The organism is Paenibacillus sp. 2TAB23 (genome assembly GCF_052115165.1).
Taxonomy (GTDB): Bacteria; Bacillota; Bacilli; order Paenibacillales; family Paenibacillaceae; genus Pristimantibacillus.
In genome coordinates this window covers 23,689-44,607 of record NZ_JBFRGD010000028.1, presented here as the reverse complement: position 1 = coordinate 44,607, position 20,919 = coordinate 23,689, and the positions used below count along the sequence as shown (strand labels likewise).

Annotated in this window: 20 protein-coding genes; 16 read left to right on the top strand and 4 right to left on the bottom strand. The window is 50.1% G+C overall.

Annotated elements, in window-relative coordinates:
• Nucleotides 1-5 precede the first annotated feature (5 nt).
• Complete coding sequence (locus AB4Z29_RS28105; protein WP_138755821.1) at nt 6-617, bottom strand: superoxide dismutase; 612 nt, start codon at nt 615-617, stop codon at nt 6-8.
• 345 nt (nt 618-962) lie between these two features.
• On the opposite strand from AB4Z29_RS28105, the gene AB4Z29_RS28100 reads away from it, so the two are divergent.
• From AB4Z29_RS28100 to folE, 8 genes are all read left to right on the top strand, one after another.
• The gene (locus tag AB4Z29_RS28100) at nt 963-1,385 is read left to right on the top strand and encodes a GNAT family N-acetyltransferase (RefSeq protein WP_183570570.1); all 423 of its coding nucleotides are present in this window, start codon (nt 963-965) and stop codon (nt 1,383-1,385) included.
• Between the two features lie 110 nt (nt 1,386-1,495).
• A complete protein-coding gene (locus tag AB4Z29_RS28095; protein ID WP_441946272.1) occupies nt 1,496-2,053 on the top strand; it encodes a DUF402 domain-containing protein in 558 nt (185 codons plus the stop codon).
• A 2-nt stretch (nt 2,054-2,055) separates the two neighbouring features.
• Nucleotides 2,056-2,673, top strand: coding sequence for a signal peptidase I (lepB, locus tag AB4Z29_RS28090; protein ID WP_441946271.1), 618 nt, complete (start codon nt 2,056-2,058; stop codon nt 2,671-2,673).
• Nucleotides 2,674-2,686: 13 nt separating this feature from the next.
• Nucleotides 2,687-3,121 carry a ribonuclease HI gene (rnhA, locus tag AB4Z29_RS28085; RefSeq protein WP_441946270.1) on the top strand — a complete coding sequence of 145 codons (435 nt, stop codon included), beginning with the start codon at nt 2,687-2,689 and terminating at the stop codon, nt 3,119-3,121.
• A 3-nt stretch (nt 3,122-3,124) separates the two neighbouring features.
• Nucleotides 3,125-4,312 (top strand): tRNA epoxyqueuosine(34) reductase QueG, encoded by a 1,188-nt coding sequence (gene queG / locus AB4Z29_RS28080; protein WP_441946269.1) that lies wholly within the window; start codon nt 3,125-3,127, stop codon nt 4,310-4,312.
• 1 nt (nt 4,313) lies between these two features.
• The gene (locus AB4Z29_RS28075) at nt 4,314-4,844 is read left to right on the top strand and encodes a methylated-DNA--[protein]-cysteine S-methyltransferase (protein ID WP_441946302.1); all 531 of its coding nucleotides are present in this window, start codon (nt 4,314-4,316) and stop codon (nt 4,842-4,844) included.
• Between the two features lie 123 nt (nt 4,845-4,967).
• Complete coding sequence (locus AB4Z29_RS28070; RefSeq protein ID WP_183570562.1) at nt 4,968-5,189, top strand: YneF family protein; 222 nt, start codon at nt 4,968-4,970, stop codon at nt 5,187-5,189.
• Between the two features lie 35 nt (nt 5,190-5,224).
• Nucleotides 5,225-5,818, top strand: a complete 594-nt coding sequence (folE, locus tag AB4Z29_RS28065) for a GTP cyclohydrolase I FolE (RefSeq protein WP_183570560.1) — start codon at nt 5,225-5,227, stop codon at nt 5,816-5,818.
• 218 nt (nt 5,819-6,036) lie between these two features.
• Here folE and AB4Z29_RS28060 read toward each other — a convergent pair whose 3' ends face one another.
• Together AB4Z29_RS28060 and AB4Z29_RS28055 are read right to left on the bottom strand one after the other, a co-directional pair.
• Nucleotides 6,037-7,122, bottom strand: a complete 1,086-nt coding sequence (locus AB4Z29_RS28060) for a Fe-Mn family superoxide dismutase (protein WP_441946268.1) — start codon at nt 7,120-7,122, stop codon at nt 6,037-6,039.
• Nucleotides 7,123-7,203: 81 nt separating this feature from the next.
• The gene (locus AB4Z29_RS28055; RefSeq protein WP_441946267.1) at nt 7,204-8,256 is read right to left on the bottom strand and encodes an alpha/beta hydrolase; all 1,053 of its coding nucleotides are present in this window, start codon (nt 8,254-8,256) and stop codon (nt 7,204-7,206) included.
• A 254-nt stretch (nt 8,257-8,510) separates the two neighbouring features.
• Here AB4Z29_RS28055 and AB4Z29_RS28050 point away from each other — a divergent pair, with 254 nt between their 5' ends.
• On the top strand, nt 8,511-9,254 hold the full coding sequence (locus AB4Z29_RS28050; RefSeq protein ID WP_183570554.1) for an IclR family transcriptional regulator: 744 nt from the start codon (nt 8,511-8,513) through the stop codon (nt 9,252-9,254).
• 243 nt (nt 9,255-9,497) lie between these two features.
• On the opposite strand, the gene acnA is transcribed toward AB4Z29_RS28050, so the two are convergent.
• On the bottom strand, nt 9,498-12,221 hold the full coding sequence (gene acnA, locus AB4Z29_RS28045) for an aconitate hydratase AcnA (RefSeq protein ID WP_441946266.1): 2,724 nt from the start codon (nt 12,219-12,221) through the stop codon (nt 9,498-9,500).
• 244 nt (nt 12,222-12,465) lie between these two features.
• Between acnA and AB4Z29_RS28040 the strand changes: the two genes are divergently transcribed.
• From AB4Z29_RS28040 to AB4Z29_RS28010, 7 genes are all read left to right on the top strand, one after another.
• Nucleotides 12,466-13,794, top strand: coding sequence for an amidase domain-containing protein (locus tag AB4Z29_RS28040; RefSeq protein ID WP_441946265.1), 1,329 nt, complete (start codon nt 12,466-12,468; stop codon nt 13,792-13,794).
• A gap of 23 nt (nt 13,795-13,817) precedes the next feature.
• A complete protein-coding gene (locus tag AB4Z29_RS28035) occupies nt 13,818-14,939 on the top strand; it encodes a D-alanine--D-alanine ligase (protein ID WP_441946264.1) in 1,122 nt (373 codons plus the stop codon).
• Between the two features lie 1,290 nt (nt 14,940-16,229).
• A complete protein-coding gene (locus tag AB4Z29_RS28030) occupies nt 16,230-16,547 on the top strand; it encodes a hypothetical protein (protein ID WP_183570632.1) in 318 nt (105 codons plus the stop codon).
• A gap of 3 nt (nt 16,548-16,550) precedes the next feature.
• Nucleotides 16,551-17,576 carry a UV DNA damage repair endonuclease UvsE gene (uvsE, locus tag AB4Z29_RS28025; RefSeq protein WP_441946263.1) on the top strand — a complete coding sequence of 342 codons (1,026 nt, stop codon included), beginning with the start codon at nt 16,551-16,553 and terminating at the stop codon, nt 17,574-17,576.
• A 192-nt stretch (nt 17,577-17,768) separates the two neighbouring features.
• On the top strand, nt 17,769-18,587 hold the full coding sequence (locus AB4Z29_RS28020) for a sulfite exporter TauE/SafE family protein (RefSeq protein WP_441946301.1): 819 nt from the start codon (nt 17,769-17,771) through the stop codon (nt 18,585-18,587).
• A gap of 105 nt (nt 18,588-18,692) precedes the next feature.
• Nucleotides 18,693-19,547, top strand: a complete 855-nt coding sequence (locus AB4Z29_RS28015; protein ID WP_441946262.1) for an inositol monophosphatase family protein — start codon at nt 18,693-18,695, stop codon at nt 19,545-19,547.
• Nucleotides 19,548-19,619: 72 nt separating this feature from the next.
• Nucleotides 19,620-20,810, top strand: coding sequence for a PQQ-dependent sugar dehydrogenase (locus tag AB4Z29_RS28010; RefSeq protein ID WP_441946261.1), 1,191 nt, complete (start codon nt 19,620-19,622; stop codon nt 20,808-20,810).
• Nucleotides 20,811-20,919: the final 109 nt, after the last annotated feature.

Genomic DNA, 20,919 nt, shown 5'->3' with positions numbered 1-20,919 from the left:
ATCGATTATTTTACAGCTGCTTCGTAACGTTTGCCAACTTCATCCCAGTTAACTACGTTCCAGAACGCCGCGATGTAATCAGGACGTTTGTTTTGGTAGTTCAGGTAGTAAGCGTGCTCCCATACATCAAGACCAAGAACTGGCGTTTCGCCTTCCATGATCGGGCTGTCTTGGTTCGGCAAGCTGTATACTTTCAATTTGCCGTTAGCAACTGCTAGGAATGCCCAGCCGCTGCCGAAACGAGTTGTTGCTGCTTTAGCGAAATCAGCTTTGAAAGCCTCGAAGCCGCCAAGCTCGCTCTCGATTGCAGCTGCAAGAGCGCCAGTTGGTGCGCCGCCAGCGTTCGGAGCAATTGTTTCCCAGAACAAGCTGTGGTTAGCATGTCCGCCGCCGTTGTTGCGAACAGCTGTGCGAATGGCTTCAGGTACGCTTGCAAGGTCGGCAATCAATTCGTCGATTGATTTGCTTTGCAATTCTGGAGCGGACTCCAGTGCAGCGTTAAGGTTAGTCACGTATGCGTTATGGTGACGGCCGTGGTGAATTTCCATTGTAGTCGCATCGATGTGCGGCTCAAGTGCGTTGTGCGCGTAAGGCAAAGCTGGTAGTTGATGTGCCATTATTTACAGCCTCCTAATTTGTATGTAGTTATTCCATTCCATTATCCCTTATCCGATCGAATAAATCAACATTATTGTTTCAAAAGTCAAAGGGGGAACATCGCTCGAAATAGGGTATCACCGTCCTATGGATATTATACGAAGTAGGCGCAAGGAACGGCATTCGTTAACACAAAAACCGATTAAATGACTGTAAGCGCTTAATATAAAGCGTTTTCACGAGATAATCGATGATTTGTTTAATTTTTTTAAGGAATATTAAAGATACAAGCAGGATTTCGTTAAATTTTGTCGTAATATATTCTAAATGCAGTACTATGACATGGTATAGAAGGTGTAATTTTAATGAATGTTCGTTCCTTCCAGCTGTCCGATTACCGACCAATTACAGCACTGCTTGAGGATGTTCTTACCGAAGAGTGCTACGAACAAACGATGGAGGCTTTTGCCCGCCAGTTGTCATGGGATAGTGATTTGGTTCTTGTCGCTGTCGAAAATTCCGAGATTGTGGGCATGATTATCGGTACGATCGATAATAACAAAGGTTATTATTATCGCATTGCCGTGTCTCCCCTCCACCAACGGAAAGGGATCGGCAAAACGCTTATCCAGTCACTGCGTCAGCGCTTCGAACAGCGCAATGTCACAAAGATACTAATTACCGCGGACGAGCACAATGAGCCTGTTCTGCCGCTGTATGAATCGATGGGCTACGTTGCCAACGATTTTATCAGATCATTTCAGAAGCTCAGCATTGTAGCCGGTTAACGCGAACTTTACTGCATGTACGTTGTACGCAGGGCATATCTGCATCGCCATTGCTTTTGGCGGTCAGATATGCTTTTCTTATTACTATATACTTTTATGAGGAGAACGGGATGGAACCATATCGGCACTGTGTCATCAAAAGCTTTAAACATAACGGTCACATTCACCGTACTTGGCAGCAGAATTGGCTTGTTCCGGACGAGCTGCTTGATGATAAGCATAAAGCGGAAGCGATGAAGGTCTTCATCAACCGCCAAACGCCAATTCAAGAGTCGGATGGGAAGATATGGATCAGCCGTGTGCCGGCAGTCTCGTTTTTTATACCGAAGCAGTGGTTCAATGTCGTTGCTTTATTGGAAGAAGGAGGCGTACGCTACTATTGCAACATTGCTTCTCCTCCTTATATGCAGGGCGACGTATTGACCTATATTGATTACGACCTGGATGTTATTCGTACGGCAGATGGCGAGAGATCCATCGTGGACCAAGATGAGTATGAGCTGCATAAGGCGGCCTATCACTATCCGAAGATGGTGGATGAGAAGGTGCAAGCAGGCCTTTCCGCGCTATTGGAGCGCATGGATCAGAACCTGTCTCCTTTCCAGGATGAGCTCGTTACGTCCTATTACGAGGCATGGGTCAAACGCAGCGATGAGGTGGAACAATGAGCATGAACGAGTTGAGCGGCGGCGAAGGCAATGGTCAAGCTGCAGAGAATCAGGAAGCCGGTGATTCCAAGCAGTCGCCTGCAGGCAAGCGGCCGCGCTGGATGACAGAGACGGAGGATTGGGCCAAAACGCTGATCATTGCCTTTTCGGTCGTGCTGCTCCTGCATTTTTTTGTATTCAACCTCTCTAAGGTTGAAGGGCATTCCATGGAGCCCACGCTTACCGCTCATGAATGGCTGTTTGTAAACAAATTCATATATCTCGTCAGCAAGCCGAAGGTTGGCGATGTTGTTATCCTAAAGGAACCGGATACAGGCGACGGGGAGCAGAAGTACTTAGTCAAACGCATTGTCGGCATTCCCGGCGACCGCATCGAGGTTCATGACCAGCAGCTGTATCGTAATGGACAGCTTGTAGATGAGCCTTATACGGACACTGTAATTGAAGATATGAGCTACGGGCCAGAGGTTATTAACGAGGGGCATTATTTTGTCATGGGAGACAATCGCCATGCCAGGGCAAGCTTGGACAGCAGATCGTTCCATGCGGTGCCGAAAGGGCTTATCAGGGGCAGAGCTGATTTCATCCTATGGCCATTCAAAGAGATAAAAGCGCTCTAAGGAGGATTCAACTATGAAGGACGTTATGATCTATACGGATGGAGCATGCTCCGGCAACCCGGGTCCGGGCGGCTGGGGAGCGGTGCTCTTTTTTGGCGTCCATCAGAAGGAAATCTCAGGCGCGGAAAAGCATACGACAAATAATCGCATGGAGATCCAAGCGGTGATCGAAGGCCTAAGCATTCTGAAGGAGCCGTGTCAGGTCAAGGTGTACAGCGATTCCGCGTATGTCGTGAATTGCTTTCAGAAGGGCTGGATTAAAGGTTGGCTCCGCAACGGCTGGAAAAACAGCAAGCAGGAGCCCGTTGAGAATCAAGAGCTTTGGAAGGCGCTTTGGGAGCTTATGAAGAAGCATAAGGTAGAATACGTAAAGGTAAAAGGCCACAGTGACAATGAATGGAACAATCGCTGTGACGAGCTTGCTCGTGCAGCGATTAAACGGTTATAGCGTATGAGCGATAAATGGGAAAAGCTGAAAGCGGAAATGCAGGCGGCTGCGAAGAGTCTGGGTATCGACAAAATCGGCATTGCCTCGGCAGATCCGTTTGTGTCTCTGAAGCAAATATTGCTGCGCCATCGGGAGCTTGGCCGTGAGTCGGGCTTCGAGGAGCCTGACATCGAGAAGCGGACGAATCCCGCGTTGTTATTCGATAATCCGCAGTCGATCATTGCGATTGCAATCGCATATCCCTCGAAGCTGAAGGATCCGCCCAAATCGGAGCCTGGAGCACGGCGGGGCATTATGTCCCGTTCGGCATGGGGAGAGGATTACCATAAGGTGCTTCGCGACAGGTTGGCCAAGCTTGAGGCGTGGCTTCGAGAGCGGGTTCCTGAGCTGCGGGTAGAGAGCATGGTCGATACGGGAGCCTTGTCGGACCGAGCGGTAGCAGAGCGTGCAGGCATTGGCTGGAGCGCTAAGAATTGCTCGATTATCTCGCCTGAGCTTGGATCATGGATATATCTTGGCGAGATGATTACGAATTTGCCTTTCGCACCGGATGAGCCTGTCACTGAAAGCTGCGGGACTTGCACGAAATGCATCGATGCGTGCCCGACCGATGCGCTGGTTGGGCCGGGACAGCTGAATTCGAGTCGCTGCATCTCCTTCGTCACGCAGACGAAGGGCATGCTGTCAGACGAGTTTATGCGCAAAATCGGCAATCGGCTCTACGGCTGCGATACATGTCAAACCGTCTGCCCGGTGAACCGAGGCAAAAGCTGGACGCATCAGCCGGAGCTGCAGCCCGAACATGAGCTGGTGAAGCCTTTGCTTGTTCCTTTGCTGACGATTGGCAACAAGGAGTTTCAGTCCAGATACGGCCGTACCTCCTCGGCATGGCGCGGTAAAAAACCGATTCAGCGCAATGCGGTTATCGCGCTTGGCAACTTCAAAGAAGCAAGCGCCGTACCGGATTTAATACGGGTGCTGGAGCAGGATACGCGCCCGGTGCTGCGCGGGACGGCAGCATGGTCCCTTGCGAGAATCGGCGGAGAGCAAGCGAGCGCTGCTCTGCAAGCTGCTTCTGATAAGGAAACCGATGAAGAAGCGCTGCAAATGATTCATAATGCTTTATTCACGCTTAGTGAAGATAAAGGGACTGATCAATCCACGGTAGAAGCAGGTGGCCACGGTGAGTGAAATGTTTTTTTCAGCAACAGTCGACACGCCCATCGGGCCGTTGACGCTGACTGCCAACGAAGATGCAATTTGTTATTTGGATTTTGCCCCATACGAGGCTGCCTCGGAGAGGTTCCGTCAGTGGGCTGGTCGGCAAATGGGCCTGCATGCTGCAGATATGGTATTGGTTGAATCGGCTGACCATGCTTTGCTTAAAGAGGCAGACAAGCAGCTTAAGCTTTATTTTGAAGGAAACCTGCAGCAGTTCGATCTTCCCCTGCAAATGCACGGCACGCCTTTTCAGAAAAAAGTGTGGGCGGCTCTTGAGCAAATCCCGTATGGAGAGACAAGGACCTACAAGGATATCGCCGTTATGCTAGGCCAGCCAGGCGCGATGCGTGCAGTAGGCGGGGCGAATAACCGCAACCCAGTTTCGATTATTGTGCCATGCCATCGAGTGATTGGAGCAAGCGGTCAAATGGTTGGGTATGGCGGCGGTTTGCCTATTAAAATAGCACTGCTCGACTTGGAGCAAACCGTTATGAATAAGTGATGGATTCCGTTCCAAAATAGGAAGAACCTGCAAGAATACGTTCGTTGCGCGTACGGGATGAACATGCTATCATGGGAACATTATACACACAGCAGGAGATATAGAAAGGGTCTGGTGAAAGGTATGTCTTGGGTTAATATCGTAGTTCCTATCGTTACATTGCTGGCAGGAGCGGTTGGGGGATTTTTTGTAGGGGTATTCTATCTGCGCAAGCAGCTTGAGAAGATGCAGAACGATCCGGAAATGATTCAGAAGATGGCCAAGCAAATGGGCTACAACCTTAATAAGCAGCAAATGCAAAAGGCACAGCACATGATGAAAAACCAAAAAATGCCTCGGAAATAAAGTTTCCGTGAGGGAGGCGGGAGGAGAAATCGGAAATGGCGGGAAGGAAAGACTACGTCAATTCGGCTGTAACGAGCAATCGTGAACAGATTGAGTATCATATAAAAGAAGTATTGAAGCTGATTGGTGAAAATGTAGAGCGCGAAGGATTGCTTGAAACTCCTGCCCGTGTAACTCGGATGTATGAGGAAATCTTTGCCGGCTATGAGGTCGATCCTCGCGAGGTGCTTGGCGTTACTTTCGATGAGCAGCATGAAGAGCTGGTCATTGTCAAAGACATCGTCTACTACAGCCAATGCGAGCATCATATGGCTCCATTCTTCGGGAAAGCACATATCGGCTACTTGCCTAGCGGCAAAATAGCAGGGCTCAGCAAGCTTGCAAGACTCGTAGAAGCGGTTACCCGCCGCCTGCAGGTGCAAGAGCGCATTACATCACAAATCGCTGACATCCTCGATGAGGAGATGCAGCCTCATGGCGTAATGGTCGTGGTGGAAGGCGAGCATCTATGCATGTGCGCGCGCGGCGTGAAAAAACCTGGCAGCAAGACGGTCACATCCGCTGTGAGAGGCGAATTCCGTACCAATTCCGCCCTTCGTTCCGAGTTCCTTACTCTGCTTAAGCAATAGCATGGCAACATAAAGTCCGACTAGGGAGCATCCCTGTCGGGCTTTTGCTTATATTTCTACGCGAAACGTTAGCTTAGCCGCCAGAGGACGGCGACAACCGTTTACGCTTGACGTATAGGAAAGGATATGAGTTTGCTCATCCTTTCTCTATACGTTTCGCCGAAACGATGGCGTCTATAGAAAGGACGCCATCAGGCGTTTCTTTTTATATAACGAAACTAGTAGGGGGCCCATGTTAGTTTGCGTGCTTCCTCAAAGCGCTCGTTCACGAACGGCCATATGACAACGTTCCACCAGCTTTGAACATACGCGGCACGATTGTTTTGGTGTTTGAGGTAATAGGCGTGCTCCCACACATCGAGTGCGATAATAGGAACAACATCCCATTGCGACAGGTTCTGGTGTTTCTCGGCCATCAATATTTCAAGTCTTCTGCTGCGCGGGCTCCATACGAGAAGAGCCCAGCCGCCGCCTTCCACCTTAACGGCCGCTTCGCTGAACTGCCTCTGGAAAGCAGCCGGGCTGCCGAAATCGGTTCGGAGCTGCTGGCTCAGCGACCCGGCCGGCTCACCCCCGCCATAAGGTGACATGATGCTCCAGAACAGCGTGTGCAAATAATGCCCGGCGCCGTTGAAGGCTAGCTCGCGCTCCCAATGCTTGATGAGCTCGAATCTATTTGATTCACGCGCGGCTTGCAGCTGCAGCTCAGCTTTATTAAGGCCGTCGACGTAGGCTTGATGATGAATATCGTGATGGATACGCATCGTTTGCTCATCTATATAGGGCTCAAGCGCATCGTAAGCATAAGGAAGCGGCGGCAGCTGATGCCCGCCAACGGGAACACGTTGAAGATGTGTACGCTGTTCGCGGCTCGTAGAACTGTTCGCGCCTTGGCGGTAAGCGCTCATCAAGCCGACGTAATAGTTTGATTCCCGAATCGCATGCAGGATGACGGTTCGGGATAGTGGCGTTGAGACAGCAGCTGTGCGCTCCATGAGCTGTGTTAGCTGATCAATATACGTACGGGACTGCTCAAGCGCCGCATCAACAAGGGATTCGACCGTTTGCTCCACATAGGCAGGCAAACGGGCAGGATAAGGAAGCCAGTCATCCAGCCGCTGATTCGTATAATGGGCAGTTTGGGAGAAAACGGGCTCCCAGGATTGAATAAGCTGGACGTATTGCGGTTCGAGTTCCGGCGATGCTTCCAAAATAACAGCGGCATGCTCCTTTTCTTGCAGCTTCCAATGGCGAATCAATTCCATGACGCGAACGGGCATGAGCGCTCCGTAAACAAAAAGCACGACCATCGCCTCCTTTGTTGCAACAATAGCATCTATGTTAGATGTATTCGTTGCCAAACGGGCTTATGTCGTGCTTGTCGATTATATTCGTTCAGCTTGGAGCTGCTGATCGACTTGGCTGAGAAACAAAGCAGCTCTCTGAATGTACTCGCTCGGATGAACCTGGAACAGCAGCTCATGCTTGCCATCCTGTACGATCCAAGAGCGGGAAAGAACGTTTCCTTGGCCTTCGGCAATCGCTTCGGCTGTTTCGAAAGGGGCTTTCACATCGTTCGTACCATGGATGATAAACAATGGGATATCATACACATTAGCGATGACTTCGCTGGCTGGAATGGAGCCGAAGCTCGTTCCCGTCCATAATGGAATCATGGATTCTATTAATGGTAATGAGAAATCCGGCAAGGATACGAATTGGTTCAGGTTATCGAACAATGCTTCTGAGCTTGGGATAAATAAGCTATCAAGAATCATGGCATCGATCACGTCAGTCTGAAGGGCAGCTTGGAGGGCAGTGCCTGCGCCCATTGAGAAGCCCCATACGACGATGTCCTCAGCCCCGCGTGATTTGGCATAATCAACAGCTGCAAGCAGCTGCTGCGACTCCTCCAGACCTCCTGTTGCCGGAGCTTTGTATTGCTTCGAGGCGTATCCATAGTCGAACAACAATATATTATAATTCAAGCCGTGAAGCAGCTTGGAGAGTTCATACATAGGCACCCATGATTCTTCACGGTTGGCGCCGTATCCGTGGCTGAAAACGACCGTTCGAGCAGAGGGCACAGACAAGGCGCTATCCGCTTCTGCAGGAATGAACCAGCCGCTGACCGTCGTATCGCCGCTTTTACTAGGGAAAATGACATCCTCGTAATCTAGGCCGATAGCCGCTTGCGGATTGGAGGAGAGCGGAGCCACATAAGGATAAGCAAGCATCCATGCCACATAGCCGTGAAAGATAATGATAGCAAGCAAGCACATGGCGGTTACGGAAGCGACAGACGCAATAAGCAAATGCTTGCCGCGGCTTCTCGTTCTTCGCAAGAGGAAAGAATGGTCGGAATCTCCGAGTGGAAAGGGTTGAAGGCTCTGCGGGAACCCGCCTTCAAGCGGCATTGGTGTCATCATCGTGCTCATGTCGGTGTCCTCCCTCTGCGTGCAAACGTCTATATGGTCTTAAACAAGCCATAAGTTGTAAGCGCTTTTCGTTTCTAGTACTTTTATCGTAGTCCGGTCCTAGGAGCCTGTCAATTGATGTCGAGGTATTGTTAATCATTTGTAATATTACTGTAATGTAAAGAACTTTTCTTTACGTGGATGGAAGCAATGAGTTATACTGAATGAGAATCGGTTTCATTGGATGAAACCATTTATAAGGGAGGTGCAGCTGCATGGAAGAAGGGAAATCGACGGTTCGGGCAGTGGATCGGGCGCTGGATATTTTACTGTGTTTTACTTCGAAAACAGACTGGGCGATGACGGAGATTGCCGAACATGTCGGCCTGCACAAAAGCACGGTTCACCGGATGCTCGCAACGCTTGAAGAAAAGGGCTTCATAGAGCGGGATCGCTCGACGGACCGTTATCATTTGGGTATGAAAATGTGGGAGCTATCCGCCAATATATCACGTTCTGATGATCAAGCTACGATTTGGCTGCCAGAGATGGAGAGGCTTCGCGATCAGCTTGGAGAAACAGTTAGTATATACGTAAGAGACGGCTCTGAGCGGATTCGCATGCAGGCCGTACAGAGCAACCAACCCGTAAGGCGGGTGGCGCCGGTGGGTGCGAGACTTCCGCTTTATGCAGGTGCTTCGAGCAAAGTACTCATTGCCTATTCTGACCCATTGGTGCAGGAGAGCATATTCGGGGATCCGGCATGGCTGTATTCGATTGATCTGGATCTTTATAAGCAGCAGCTGGAGGAGATTTGCCAGCAAGGCTACGCCACAAGCTTTGAAGAGCGGGAGCCCGGCGCTGCTGCGTTGTCTGCCCCAATATTCAACCGGACGGGCAAGCTGGCCGCTGCGTTGTCGGTGTCGGGACCTGCAAGCAGATTAACGATGCAGACGATGCGGGATTACGCTCCTGTTATGATGGAGTCGGCCAAACGAATGGGAATTATGATTTTATAGGCAGGGAGCAGGTCTGGGATAGGTTCCGGAGCTGCTTTTTTTTTGAGCAGAGAGAAGCAGGGGCTTCCTAGAAAGTCATTATTGGAAGCTATAGCGTCAACTTTGTACATAACGCGTAGCATAGAATAAAAAATAACCTTCAGCTCCACTAATTCAGTGGTGTTGAAGGTTATTCTGTGCATGTTGCGGCATTTGTTCAATCGAATTTACCTATTAGGTAGGGATACACCCGTTGTTCAGCAATTAAGCTGTTGTGTTCATGTTCGCAATCATTTGGCGAAGTACCGTTTGAAGGATACCGCCGTTGCGGTAGTAATCAACGTCAACTACGGAGTCAAGACGAACAATCGCAGGGAAATCGAATGTCGTGCCATCTTCGCGCGTCGCTGTAACGGTTACTTGCAAGCCTGGCGTTACGTCATTGGACAAGCCAACGATGTCGAACGTTTCACGGCCGGTAATATTAAGCGTCTTCCAGCCTTGGCCCTCTGGGAATTGCAGCGGCAGTACGCCCATGCCGACAAGGTTGGAGCGGTGAATACGCTCGAAGCTTTCAGCGATAACAGCTTTCACGCCTAGTAGGAAAGTACCTTTTGCTGCCCAGTCACGGGAGCTGCCTGTACCGTACTCTTTACCGGCAAGAACAACAAGGTTTTTGCCGTCTTTCTGATATTTCATCGAAGCATCGTAGATGGACATTACTTCATCAGTTGGAAGGTAAGTCGTTACGCCGCCTTCTGTACCAGGAGCCACTTGGTTACGGATACGGATGTTCGCGAACGTTCCGCGCATCATGACTTCGTGGTTACCGCGGCGGGAGCCGTACGAGTTGAAGTCTTCGCGTTTAACGCCGTTATCGATCAAGTATTGGCCGCCCGGGCTGTTAACAGTAATGTTGCCGGCAGGGGAGATATGATCCGTTGTTACGGAATCGCCCATTAGTGCAAGCACGTTTGCTGCATGAATGTCTTTGATGTCGGATAGATCCGGTCCAAGGTTTTCGAAGAACGGCGGGTTTTGGATGTAAGTTGATTTGTTATCCCACTCGTAGCTTTCGCCCTTAGGAACCGAAATAGCGTTCCAACGCTCGTTTTGTGTAAATACGTTCTCGTATTTATCGCGGAACATTTGCGGGTTAAGCGCAGCTGTCATCGCGTCGTTGATTTCTTGGGACGTAGGCCAGATATCTTTGAGGAATACCGGTTTGTTGTCCTCTGTGTAACCGATTGGATCGGTAGTCAAATCAATGTTAGTCGTGCCTGCAAGCGCATAAGCGATAACAAGCGGCGGTGAAGCCAGGTAGTTCGCTTTTACTTGTGCATGGACGCGACCTTCGAAGTTACGGTTACCAGAAAGCACGGCGGAAACCGTCATATCGTTGTCGGCAATCGCTTTGCTAACTTCATCCGGAAGCGGACCTGAGTTACCGATACAAGTTGCGCAGCCGTAGCCTGCAACGTGGAAGCCAAGCGCTTCAAGCGGCTCGATTAGATTTGCTTTTGTTAGATATTCCGTAACGACGAGCGAGCCCGGCGTCAGGGAGCTTTTAACGTAAGCAGGTTTTTTTAGTCCTAGCGCTACAGCTTTCTTAGCCACGAGGCCAGCACCAACCATTACGCTCGGGTTAGATGTGTTCGTGCAGCTTGTAATAGCAGCGATTACGACTGCGCCAGTGCCCATTTTGCTCACTTGGCCGTCATTGTGCTTAACCGTTACCACTTGCTCGATTTTCTCATCACTTAGGCCGTATCCGCCTTTGTCGATCGGCGTACGAATGATGCTGTTGAACGATTCTTTCATCGCAGTCAGCTCAACGCGGTCTTGCGGACGCTTTGGACCTGCAAGGGAAGGAACGATCGTTGAAAGGTCAAGCTCAACTACATCCGTGAATACCGGATCCGGAGTTTCGTCCGTACGGAACATGTCTTGTGCTTTATAGTAAGAGCCTACCAGCTCAATAAGGTCCTCAGAACGACCCGTTTGCTGCAAGTAGCTGAGTGTTTCGTTATCTACAGGGAAGAAGCCGATTGTAGCGCCATATTCCGGGGCCATGTTGGCAACTGTAGCACGGTCAGCAAGGCTGATGTTCGATAGACCAGGGCCGAAGAACTCAACGAATTTGCCGACAACGCCTTTTTTACGCAAAATTTGAGTGACGGTAAGCGCTAGGTCAGTTGCAGTGGAGCCTTCAGCCAGCTTGCCAGTCAATTTGAAGCCGATAACCTCAGGCATTACAAAATAAAGCGGTTGGCCAAGCATACCAGCTTCAGCCTCGATACCGCCAACGCCCCAGCCGACAACGCCGAGTCCGTTGATCATCGTTGTATGCGAATCCGTACCAACGAGGGAATCAGGGAATACGACGGTTTCGCCGTCAATGGTTTTGGTTGCGGCAACCGATGCAAGGTACTCTAGGTTAACTTGGTGAACGATACCTGTGCCCGGCGGAACCGCGCGGAAGTTATCGAACGCTGTTTGTGCCCAGCGAAGGAAACGGTAACGCTCTTCGTTGCGCTCAAACTCTACCTTGGTGTTGTATTCAAGCGCTTCGGGCGATCCGAATGCATCTACCATGATGGAGTGATCGATTACAAGGTCAACGGGTACGAGCGGATTGATTTTTTTCGGGTCTCCGCCAGCTTTTTTCACCGTATCGCGCATTGCCGCAAGGTCAACGACAACGGGAACGCCTGTGAAATCCTGCAATACGATACGAGCAGGGATGAAAGGAATTTCTTTGTCTTCGCGTCCGTCAGCCCAAGTTGCCAGCTGCTTTACATGTTCAGGTGTAATGGCGCGTCCGTCGAATTGGCGAACAGCTGCCTCAAGCAATACTTTAATAGAGAAAGGCAATTTGGAAATATCGCCTAATCCTTGTTCTTCAAGTCCGCCCAGACGGTAGTAAGCGTAAGATTTGCCACCCGCGTCCAGCGTTGTGCGAACCGAATAATGATTTTGTGTAGCCATCGTCATTCTCCTCTTTGAATGTAGTTTGTGTTTCATACTGTGAAACACAATTTCAAAATCGCTATATCTACAGTATATCGTTAAAATAGTGCTTACGTAAAGTCCAATTATGTCTTTTTCGGCATGCCCGCCACTCCAAAACGTAAACTTACGAATGTTACATGAAACGTAGGGCTGCTTCATATAATGAAGCAGTTAATCTGCGTTAAGCCTGCAGTCACGACTAAGTGAAGGAGGGATTGCTTTGCCGCGAACAGGTAACCGGGGACTGGGGAACACGGGTCCGAAAAAAACGCAAGCTCCGCCTAAACAGACTGTCTCCGAGCGAAAGCCGCAGTTAAAGCCCACGGCGCCTACAGCTCCTGCAGCTCCGAAGCAGCAAGCTTCTGCCGAGCTGCAGTCGATGCGCCAAGCCGAAATTAGCGGACATGCGCCGCAAGACCAGAAACGCTCGAGCCAGGAACCAATGACGCCAAGGCAGCAGAAGTCTAAGCTCAATTCGCTGCTTCGCTCATCCGATTATGAGCAGAGAGCCGGTGAAGAAAAGCTGCTTGGCTGGAAATCAGCCGTTCACCGGTATGTGAGCCTGTACAATCAGGCAGAAGCCAATCAGCATGCAGCCGTACTGACCGATTACGTAACCGACTCGGATCATTGCGATCGCCTTCGCGGCAGGCTCGAACGACTGAGAGAGCGCGATTTGCTCAGGGGCGCGCTTCCGGCCGGCAGCGAAACGAAAGCAGAGCTCATTCGCGTTAACGAATCATCCAGCGAGGTTTCTGTACTCGTTAGACTGCATATCAAACGGAGGATGGAGCAGTCAGGACGGTATTATATGGAGGAAAGATCCGAATTCGAGCGTCTATGGCTTGGATTGTCAGGCGGTGCATGGGATGTGCTGCGCGTTGAGCCGATTATTGCAGAACGCAGACCTCGTTTTGGCACAGCAACCGACAACTGGATGACCATCGATGACTATTCGGAGCTATTTGGCGATCTATCGTCACCGTCAACACCATACTTAAATTATGACCTATTACAGCAATTCAAACACAGACCATCCGGTATTCGGTACAGGAGAGATTTGGTTGCGGCGTATGCGGACCGTTGGTGGAATGAAGGAAACCCGGCCTACGAGCTTTTTGAGGTGAATTGTACCAATTACGTGTCGCAGTGCATCTTTGCAGGCAATGCCCCGATGAACTATACTGGTAAAAGAGAAACGGGCTGGTGGTATAAAGGAAGAAATAAAGGCAGCGAATGGTGGAGCTACAGCTGGGCCGTTTCGAATGCGATAACCAATTATTTGACCGGCTCCAAGTCTTCCGGCTTGCGTGCGGAGGTTATGCAATCTGCTGACGAGCTGCAGCTAGGGGATATTATTACCTATGACTGGAATGGCGACCAACGCTTCCAGCACAGCACGGTCGTTACTGCCTTTGACTCGTTCGGCATGCCGCTAGTGAATGCCAATACCGTTTCCAGCAGGCATCGCTACTGGGATTATCGTGATTCCTATGCATGGACGGAACAAACGAAGTATCGATTTTTTCATATTGCCGATCTATTATAAATTATTGTACCGGAGGATATGCCATGGGGAGCAAGGTTCGAGTAGGTTTAGTTTACGGGGGAAAATCGGGAGAGCATGAAGTTTCTCTGCAAACGGCTTACGCGGTTATGGGTGAGTTTGATTACAACAAATACGAAATCAAACCTTTTTATATTACGAAGCTAGGCGAGTGGAAGACGGGAGACGTACTGCATGCGCGGCCGTCGACCGTTGAGGAGCTTCGGTACGCATCTGGAGAGGCGAAGCGGGCTGGCTTCACTCTGGCTCCGTTGTTCGCGCGTTTAGACTCTGAAGGCTCGTCTGAAACGGCTGGTGAGCCTGGTATCGATGTCATATTCCCGCTGCTGCATGGCACATTCGGCGAGGATGGCACGATTCAAGGGCTGTTCGAAATGGCGAACATGCCATATGTCGGAGCGGGTGTTCTCGCTTCTGCCGTTGGCATGGACAAGATTCTGATGAAAAAAGTATTCGCGCAGGAAGGCTTGCCTCAATGCGTATTCCGTTTTTTCAACCGGACACAGTGGGAGCGCGATGCATCCTTCTTCATTATGGAATGCGAGGTTTCACTCGGCTATCCATGTTTCATTAAGCCGGCCAACCTTGGCTCCAGCGTCGGGGTTTCGAAGGCTAAAAACCGCGAGGAGCTAATAGCGGCGGTAAACTATGCGTTCCGTTTTGACCGTAAGGTTATCGTCGAGGAGTTTGTCGATGCCCGCGAAATTGAAGTAAGCGTGCTCGGCAACGACGATGCAAAGGCGTCTGTTCCAGGCGAGATTGCGCCATCTAATGAGTTCTACGATTATAAAGCGAAGTATATTGACGGCAAATCGACGATGCAGATTCCGGCTATTTTGTCCCCGGAAATAACAGAGTCGATTCGAGAAATGGCAGTTCGCGCATTCCAATCGATTGACGGCTCCGGCTTGTCGCGCGTTGATTTTTTCCTCCGTAAAAGCGATAACCAGATTTTTATTAACGAAGTCAACACCTTGCCGGGGTTCACGCCGTTCAGCATGTATCCGCTCATGTGGAAGGAAACCGGCATTCCATATAAAGAACTATTAGACACCTTGATCTCGCTCGCGCTCTCACGCCACGCCGAGAAGCAGCGTATAGACTTTACCGGCGAAGCAGCAAAATAAGCTTTAAGTCTGTGCTGAGCTAAGCCGCGCAGATCCCCATTGAATAAATCCAGAGGGGAAGCTCTCTGGATTTTTGTTTGCTTAAGAAATGATACAAAGCCGAAAAGCAGAGGTAAGCACACATATGTCCTTACAGCAGCCCGAAAGGGTGTGCTGTAAGCACGCATGCGTTCTTATGGAGCTAGGGCAGCGTGGAAGTGAGCTCGAAAAGTAGCTGTAAGCACAAATATGTTCTTACAGCAGCCAAGTAACCCGAAAGGGTGTGCTGTAAGCACGCATGCGTTCTTATGGAGCTAGGGCAGCGTGGAAGTGAGCTCGAAAAGTAGCTGTAAGCACAAATATGTTCTTACAGCAGCCAAGTAACCTGAAACTGTATACTGTAAGCACGTATGCGTTCTTATGGAGTCAGAGCAGCGTAGAAGTGAACTCGAAAAGTAGCTGTAAGCACAAATATGTTCTTACAGCAACCAAGTAACCCGAAAGTGTGTGCTGTAAGCACGCATGCGTTCTTATGGAGTCAGGGCAGCGTAGAAGTGAGCTCGAAAAGTAGATGTAAGCACATATATGTTCTTACAGCAGCCATGTAACCCAAAAGTGTGTGCTGTAAGCAGGCATGCGTTCTTATGGAGCTAGGTTAGCGTAGAAGTGAGCTCGAAAAGTAGCTGTAAGCACAAATATGTTCTTACAGCAGCCAAGTAACACGAAAGTGTGTGCTATAAGCACGCATGCGTTCTTATGGAGCCAGGTCAACGTAGAAGTGAGCTCGAAAAGTAGCTGTAAGCACAAATATGTTCTTACAGCAGCCAAGTAACTCGAAAGCGTGAGCTGTAAGCACGCATGCGTTCTTATAGAGTCAGGGCAGCGTAGAAGTGAGCTCGAAAAGCAGCTGTAAGCACAAATAAGTTCTTACAGCAGCCAAGTAACCATAATTAGTCTTCTGTAGGCACGCATGCGTGCCTACAGGGCCAGGCCAGTGTAGGTGTGAACTCGAATGGCTGTTGTGAGCTTATATATGTTCATATGAAGCGAATGTTACAATGGAGTTCGACGTAAAGCGTGTCCCGCAGGGACGAAAGCGCTCCCTGAGCAAAAGCAAGCTATAACGCTCTCCGCGGCGCTAACGTTAGTCCAATTGCGGGAGTCCAGAGGGTGCAACCCTTGGGGCCCTCCCTTGGATGGGAGGGTTTGGGTGGGTTCGAAAGCCTTTGAAGGTTGGTAATAACCCTTTAAAGGTCTGGTAGTAGTGCCTTCAAAGGTCTGGTTGTATTCTACAGAAAGGAGGGAAATCAAATGGGATTTGCAACAGAGTTTAATTCGGTTTGTAAATTTAAGTCCGAGCAAGAGCTGTATGAATTGTTGGAGTACGGTCGGGGCAAAATGGTCAAGAGCGGCTTTCGCGTGTTTCCTACGGGGCAGAAGGTCATTGCCTATACGCCTGGTAATGAAGCGATCGCGATTGTCCGCATCTTAGCTTCTATTGCAGAGATTAATTTTCAAGGCGAAGAAGTGACACAGGTGGAGATGGAGCTCGTGAGAAAGTTGACTGAGGAAGAATCAAAAATTCAAACGGCGCTTGCTTTTGAAATGTTTTTCGGAGAGAAGGCCTAATCGATGATCGTTAGATTAGGCTTCGTTGCAATGAGCTTGCAGCTCGAGAACGCCTCACCTTCCAAAACGATGACCTATGCCAGTTTCTCTAAGCTTGGCGACCGTGAGGCGGGGATTCGGAAGCTGGAGCGGATTGCCGAGGAGAACCTCCGCAGCTCGCTGCGGATTCTCAAGCATTGCAAAGCCAGCGGCATTCAAATGTATCGATTTTCGTCCAAGCTCATTCCACTCGCTACGCATGAAGAATTGGCGGAATGGGATCCTTTTGCAGCGCTTAAGCCAGCTTTTCGCGAGGTTGGCGAGTATGCGGACAAGCATGGCATTAGAGTTTCTTTTCATCCAGACCACTTCTGTGTGTTCAGCACGCCGAGGCCGGAGGTGCTTGCCAAGTCCGAGCTTGACTTAATCAATCATGTGCGAATGCTGGAAGCCATGGAGCTGGGCGAGGCAACCAAGTGCAATATACATATTGGCGGTGCTTACGGCGACAAGGCTGTGGCCGGAGAACGATTTGTTCGACAATTCGGAGCACTGCCTCCGCGTCTAAAGCACCGAGTTACGCTTGAAAATGATGACAAGACGTTTAATGCGCGGGAAACGCTTGATGCGGCGGAGCAGGTAGGAGTGCCTATGGTGCTCGATATCCATCATCATGCTGTTAATTCCGGCGATATTGATGATGAAGAGCTGTATAACGGACTTTGGCCGCGGATTGTTCGTACTTGGGACATGGAGCGTGGAAGGCTCGGACTGACAGACGCAGGACAGCTTCCGCCCAAAATTCATGCATCCAGTCCCAAAAGCTTATCCGATCCGCGCGGTCATGCCGATTATCTGGAAGCAGAGCCGTTATTGCGGTTTCTCCGGCATGCGGCTCGAACGAGCGAACATGTGGATTGCATGCTCGAAGCCAAAAGCAAGGATGAGGCACTATTTAAGCTGATGGCTGATTTCAAGCAATTGGAAGCGGAAGGCGAAGGCGTCAGAGTGCTCGATGGCGGACGTGTTGAAATATCTGCCGTAGATTAATTAAACGGGAACCACCGCCAAGGCATGCCTTGGCGGTGTTATTATATGTCGGCAATTCGCCACAGCCCGCACAATGACCACAATTATTATATGTCGGCAATTCGCCACAGCCCCCACAATGACCACAATTATTATATGTCGGCAATCCGTCACAGCCCGCACAATGACCACAATGAAAAGGTGATTAACATCATGGAATGGATCTTATTAGTATTGTTAGGCGTCGTAGCCGCTATGTTTGGCAGTATTGTCGGTCTGGGCGGCGGCATTATCATCGTTCCTGTGCTTATGCTTATTGGGCCCGTATTAACGGGAGGAGAAATCGGACATGCCACAGCGGTGGGCATTTCGTTAACCGTACTCGTCGTAACGGCATTAGCATCTACGTTAAGCTACGCCAAACGGAAGATTGTTGATTTCCGCAGCGGCTGGATGTTTTTTATAACGAGCGGACCTGCTGCTATGCTGGGCTCAGCGCTGACCGGCTTGCTGCCAGCTGGAGCATTTCAGCTTATATTCGGCATTTTTATGCTGCTTATGGCCTCGCTACTCATTGCTCGTGACTATATGAAACCGTTTTCCAAGGAGTGGCCGATCGTTCGGACGATTACGGATGCTTCAGGACAGGTTCATACGTATAGCTATGGAATCGTGCCTGCGCTCGCGATAGGCTTCGGCGTAGGGCTGATGTCTGGCTTGTTCGGCATCGGAGGCGGCTCTCTGTTTGTACCGCTAATGGTTTTATTGTTTCGCTTCCCGCCGCATATGGCGACAGCCACCTCCATGTTCGTTATTTTCCTGTCTTCCATACTTGGCAGCGGCATGCATGCTTATTTGGGGGAGACGGACTGGCTGCTTGTGCTGGCATTAGTGCCAGGTGCTTGGATCGGCGGCAAGCTAGGTGCGGCAATCGCTGTGAAATTGAGCGGAAAAGGTTTGCTGTGGCTGCTGCGGGTGACGCTGCTGCTGCTTGCTGTACAATTAATCATTGAAGGTATTGGATCATTTTGATATGGTGGAGTAATCAAAGGCGAAACTTGTGTGACGCTTCATACGTAGAAGAGGATAACATGGATTTTTGATCGTGAATTTACATAGAGGGAAGAGTGATGGAACGTGAGTGACCAGAACAATGCTTCCGTCGTTGGCGGGAAAAGCTTTACTGCTGTCGCAATCAACTGTGCGTCCAAAGCAGGAGAATGGATTAAGACGAAGCTTGGCAATTATGCGAGCCTTGATATAAAGTATTCCTCGCATGACTTGGTGACCGAGATTGATAAAGGGTCGGAGCGCTTGATCAAAAATTTAGTCATGACTCATTTCCCGCATCATTCCTTTCTGGGTGAAGAAGGCGTGGAGCCGGGGCCAGAGGCTTCGGCTAAGGCGCTTGCCAATATCCGGGACGCGGAATATTTGTGGATCGTCGATCCGATCGACGGAACGACTAACTTTGTTCACGGCTTTCCGTTTTTCTGCGTATCAATCGCGCTTGCATATAAAGGCGAGGTTATCGTTGGCGTAGTGTACGATCCGATGAAGGATGAGCTGTTCGTCGCTGAGAAGGGCAAGGGAGCCTACGTCCACGGCAAAAGAATGCAGGTATCGAAGGATGAAACGCTTAGAGGCAGCTTGGTGGCAACGGGCCTCCCTGCTGACCACCACTACGCGCTGCCGTTAAATCTGAAAGGCATCCAAGCGATTGCTCCGCAGGTTCGGAATCTGCGTATCGCAGGATCTGCTGCGATGCACTTGGCGTATGTAGCAGCGGGACGCTTGAGCGGATTCTGGGAGATCGGGCTTAGCAGCTGGGATCTGGCGGCAGGAACCTTGCTTGTACAGGAGTCTGGTGGAAACGTAACCGACACAATGGGCAAGCCTTATGATCTAGGCGTACGCAATGTCGTAGCTACCAATGGCCACATTCAAGATGAGCTGGTTGCGGCTCTTGCCGCGTCGAACGCAAACGAATAAACGAATGGGACAGCGTACTGCGATACTCGCAGCTGCGGTGTCCTTCTCTGTTTAGAGGAGGAGTCCATCCAAATGACTGCAAAGAAACGAATTGCTGCAATGATTATGACGACCCTATGCCTGGGGATGCTTGCTGCTTGCGAGTCGAACGAAACAAAGGAAGCACAACCAGCTACTGAGGTACCGACCATGACCGCGACAGAAAAACCCAAGGAAACCGATAGCGCCATGGAATCAACCGGGCCTGATAAGACTGACCCTGATAAGACTGATCCTGAAATGAGCGATGAACCGTATACCGTGCTTGCACAGGAGCTGCGCGTCCCTTGGGTTATTGCATTTGATGAGGATATTGTCTATATAAGCGAACGCGAAGGAAACATCGTAAAGGTCGATGGTGCGCAGATGACGCGCCAATCCGTCCATTTGAAGAAAAGTGTACAAGGGGTTGGGGAAGGGGGCTTCCTCGGGTTTGTGTTAAGTCCGGACTTCGCGCAGTCGAAGACAGCTTATGCTTATCACACCTATGAGGAAGAGGGACGTCTTCTGAATCGTGTCGTTCTTCTCGAGCAAAGCGGCGACCAGTGGTACGAAAGGGAAACTTTGCTTGAGGGTATACCCGGAGCCGCTAATCATGACGGGGGAAGAATGGCTTTTGGCCCGGACAAGCAGCTGTATATAACGACGGGAGATGCGCAGCAGCGGGAGCTTGCTCAGGACATTAATAGTTTAGCGGGTAAAATATTAAGGATGACGCCGAGCGGCGAAATACCGGAGGATAATCCTTTCCCGAACTCCTACGTTTATTCATACGGACATCGCAATCCGCAGGGATTGGTATGGAATGACGAAGGCATCTTGTTCAATACAGAGCACGGTCCTTCGGGAAATCCGGGAGGGCATGATGAAATCAATATAATTGAAGCGGGTGGCAACTACGGTTGGCCCGCTATATACGGGGATTCAACTGCAAAAGGCATGATTGCACCAATCTACCATACAGGTGAGGACGCGATTGCTCCTTCGGGCGCCACGCTCGATGCGGGCAATCGCATGCTGATTGCTACCTTAGTGGGCGGCGCGCTTTACCGTTATGATCCAGCTACCAAAGAGTTGATTGTCGTATTTGAGGGCGAGGGAAGGCTTCGGGATGTGAAAATAAAGGACGGACGCGTGTATGTGATTACGAATAATACCGATGGACGAGGCACGCCTTCAGAGAAGGATGACAGACTTTTACTGCTTAGGGATCTGAATAAGTAGAGGATCGAGAGGATTTATACGGTGTTACCTTGCTTTTATACACCTCCGCAACCACTTAGGGATAGGAAAACTTCCCTATGACTTGGTTGTGGAGATTTTTTTTGTAGAT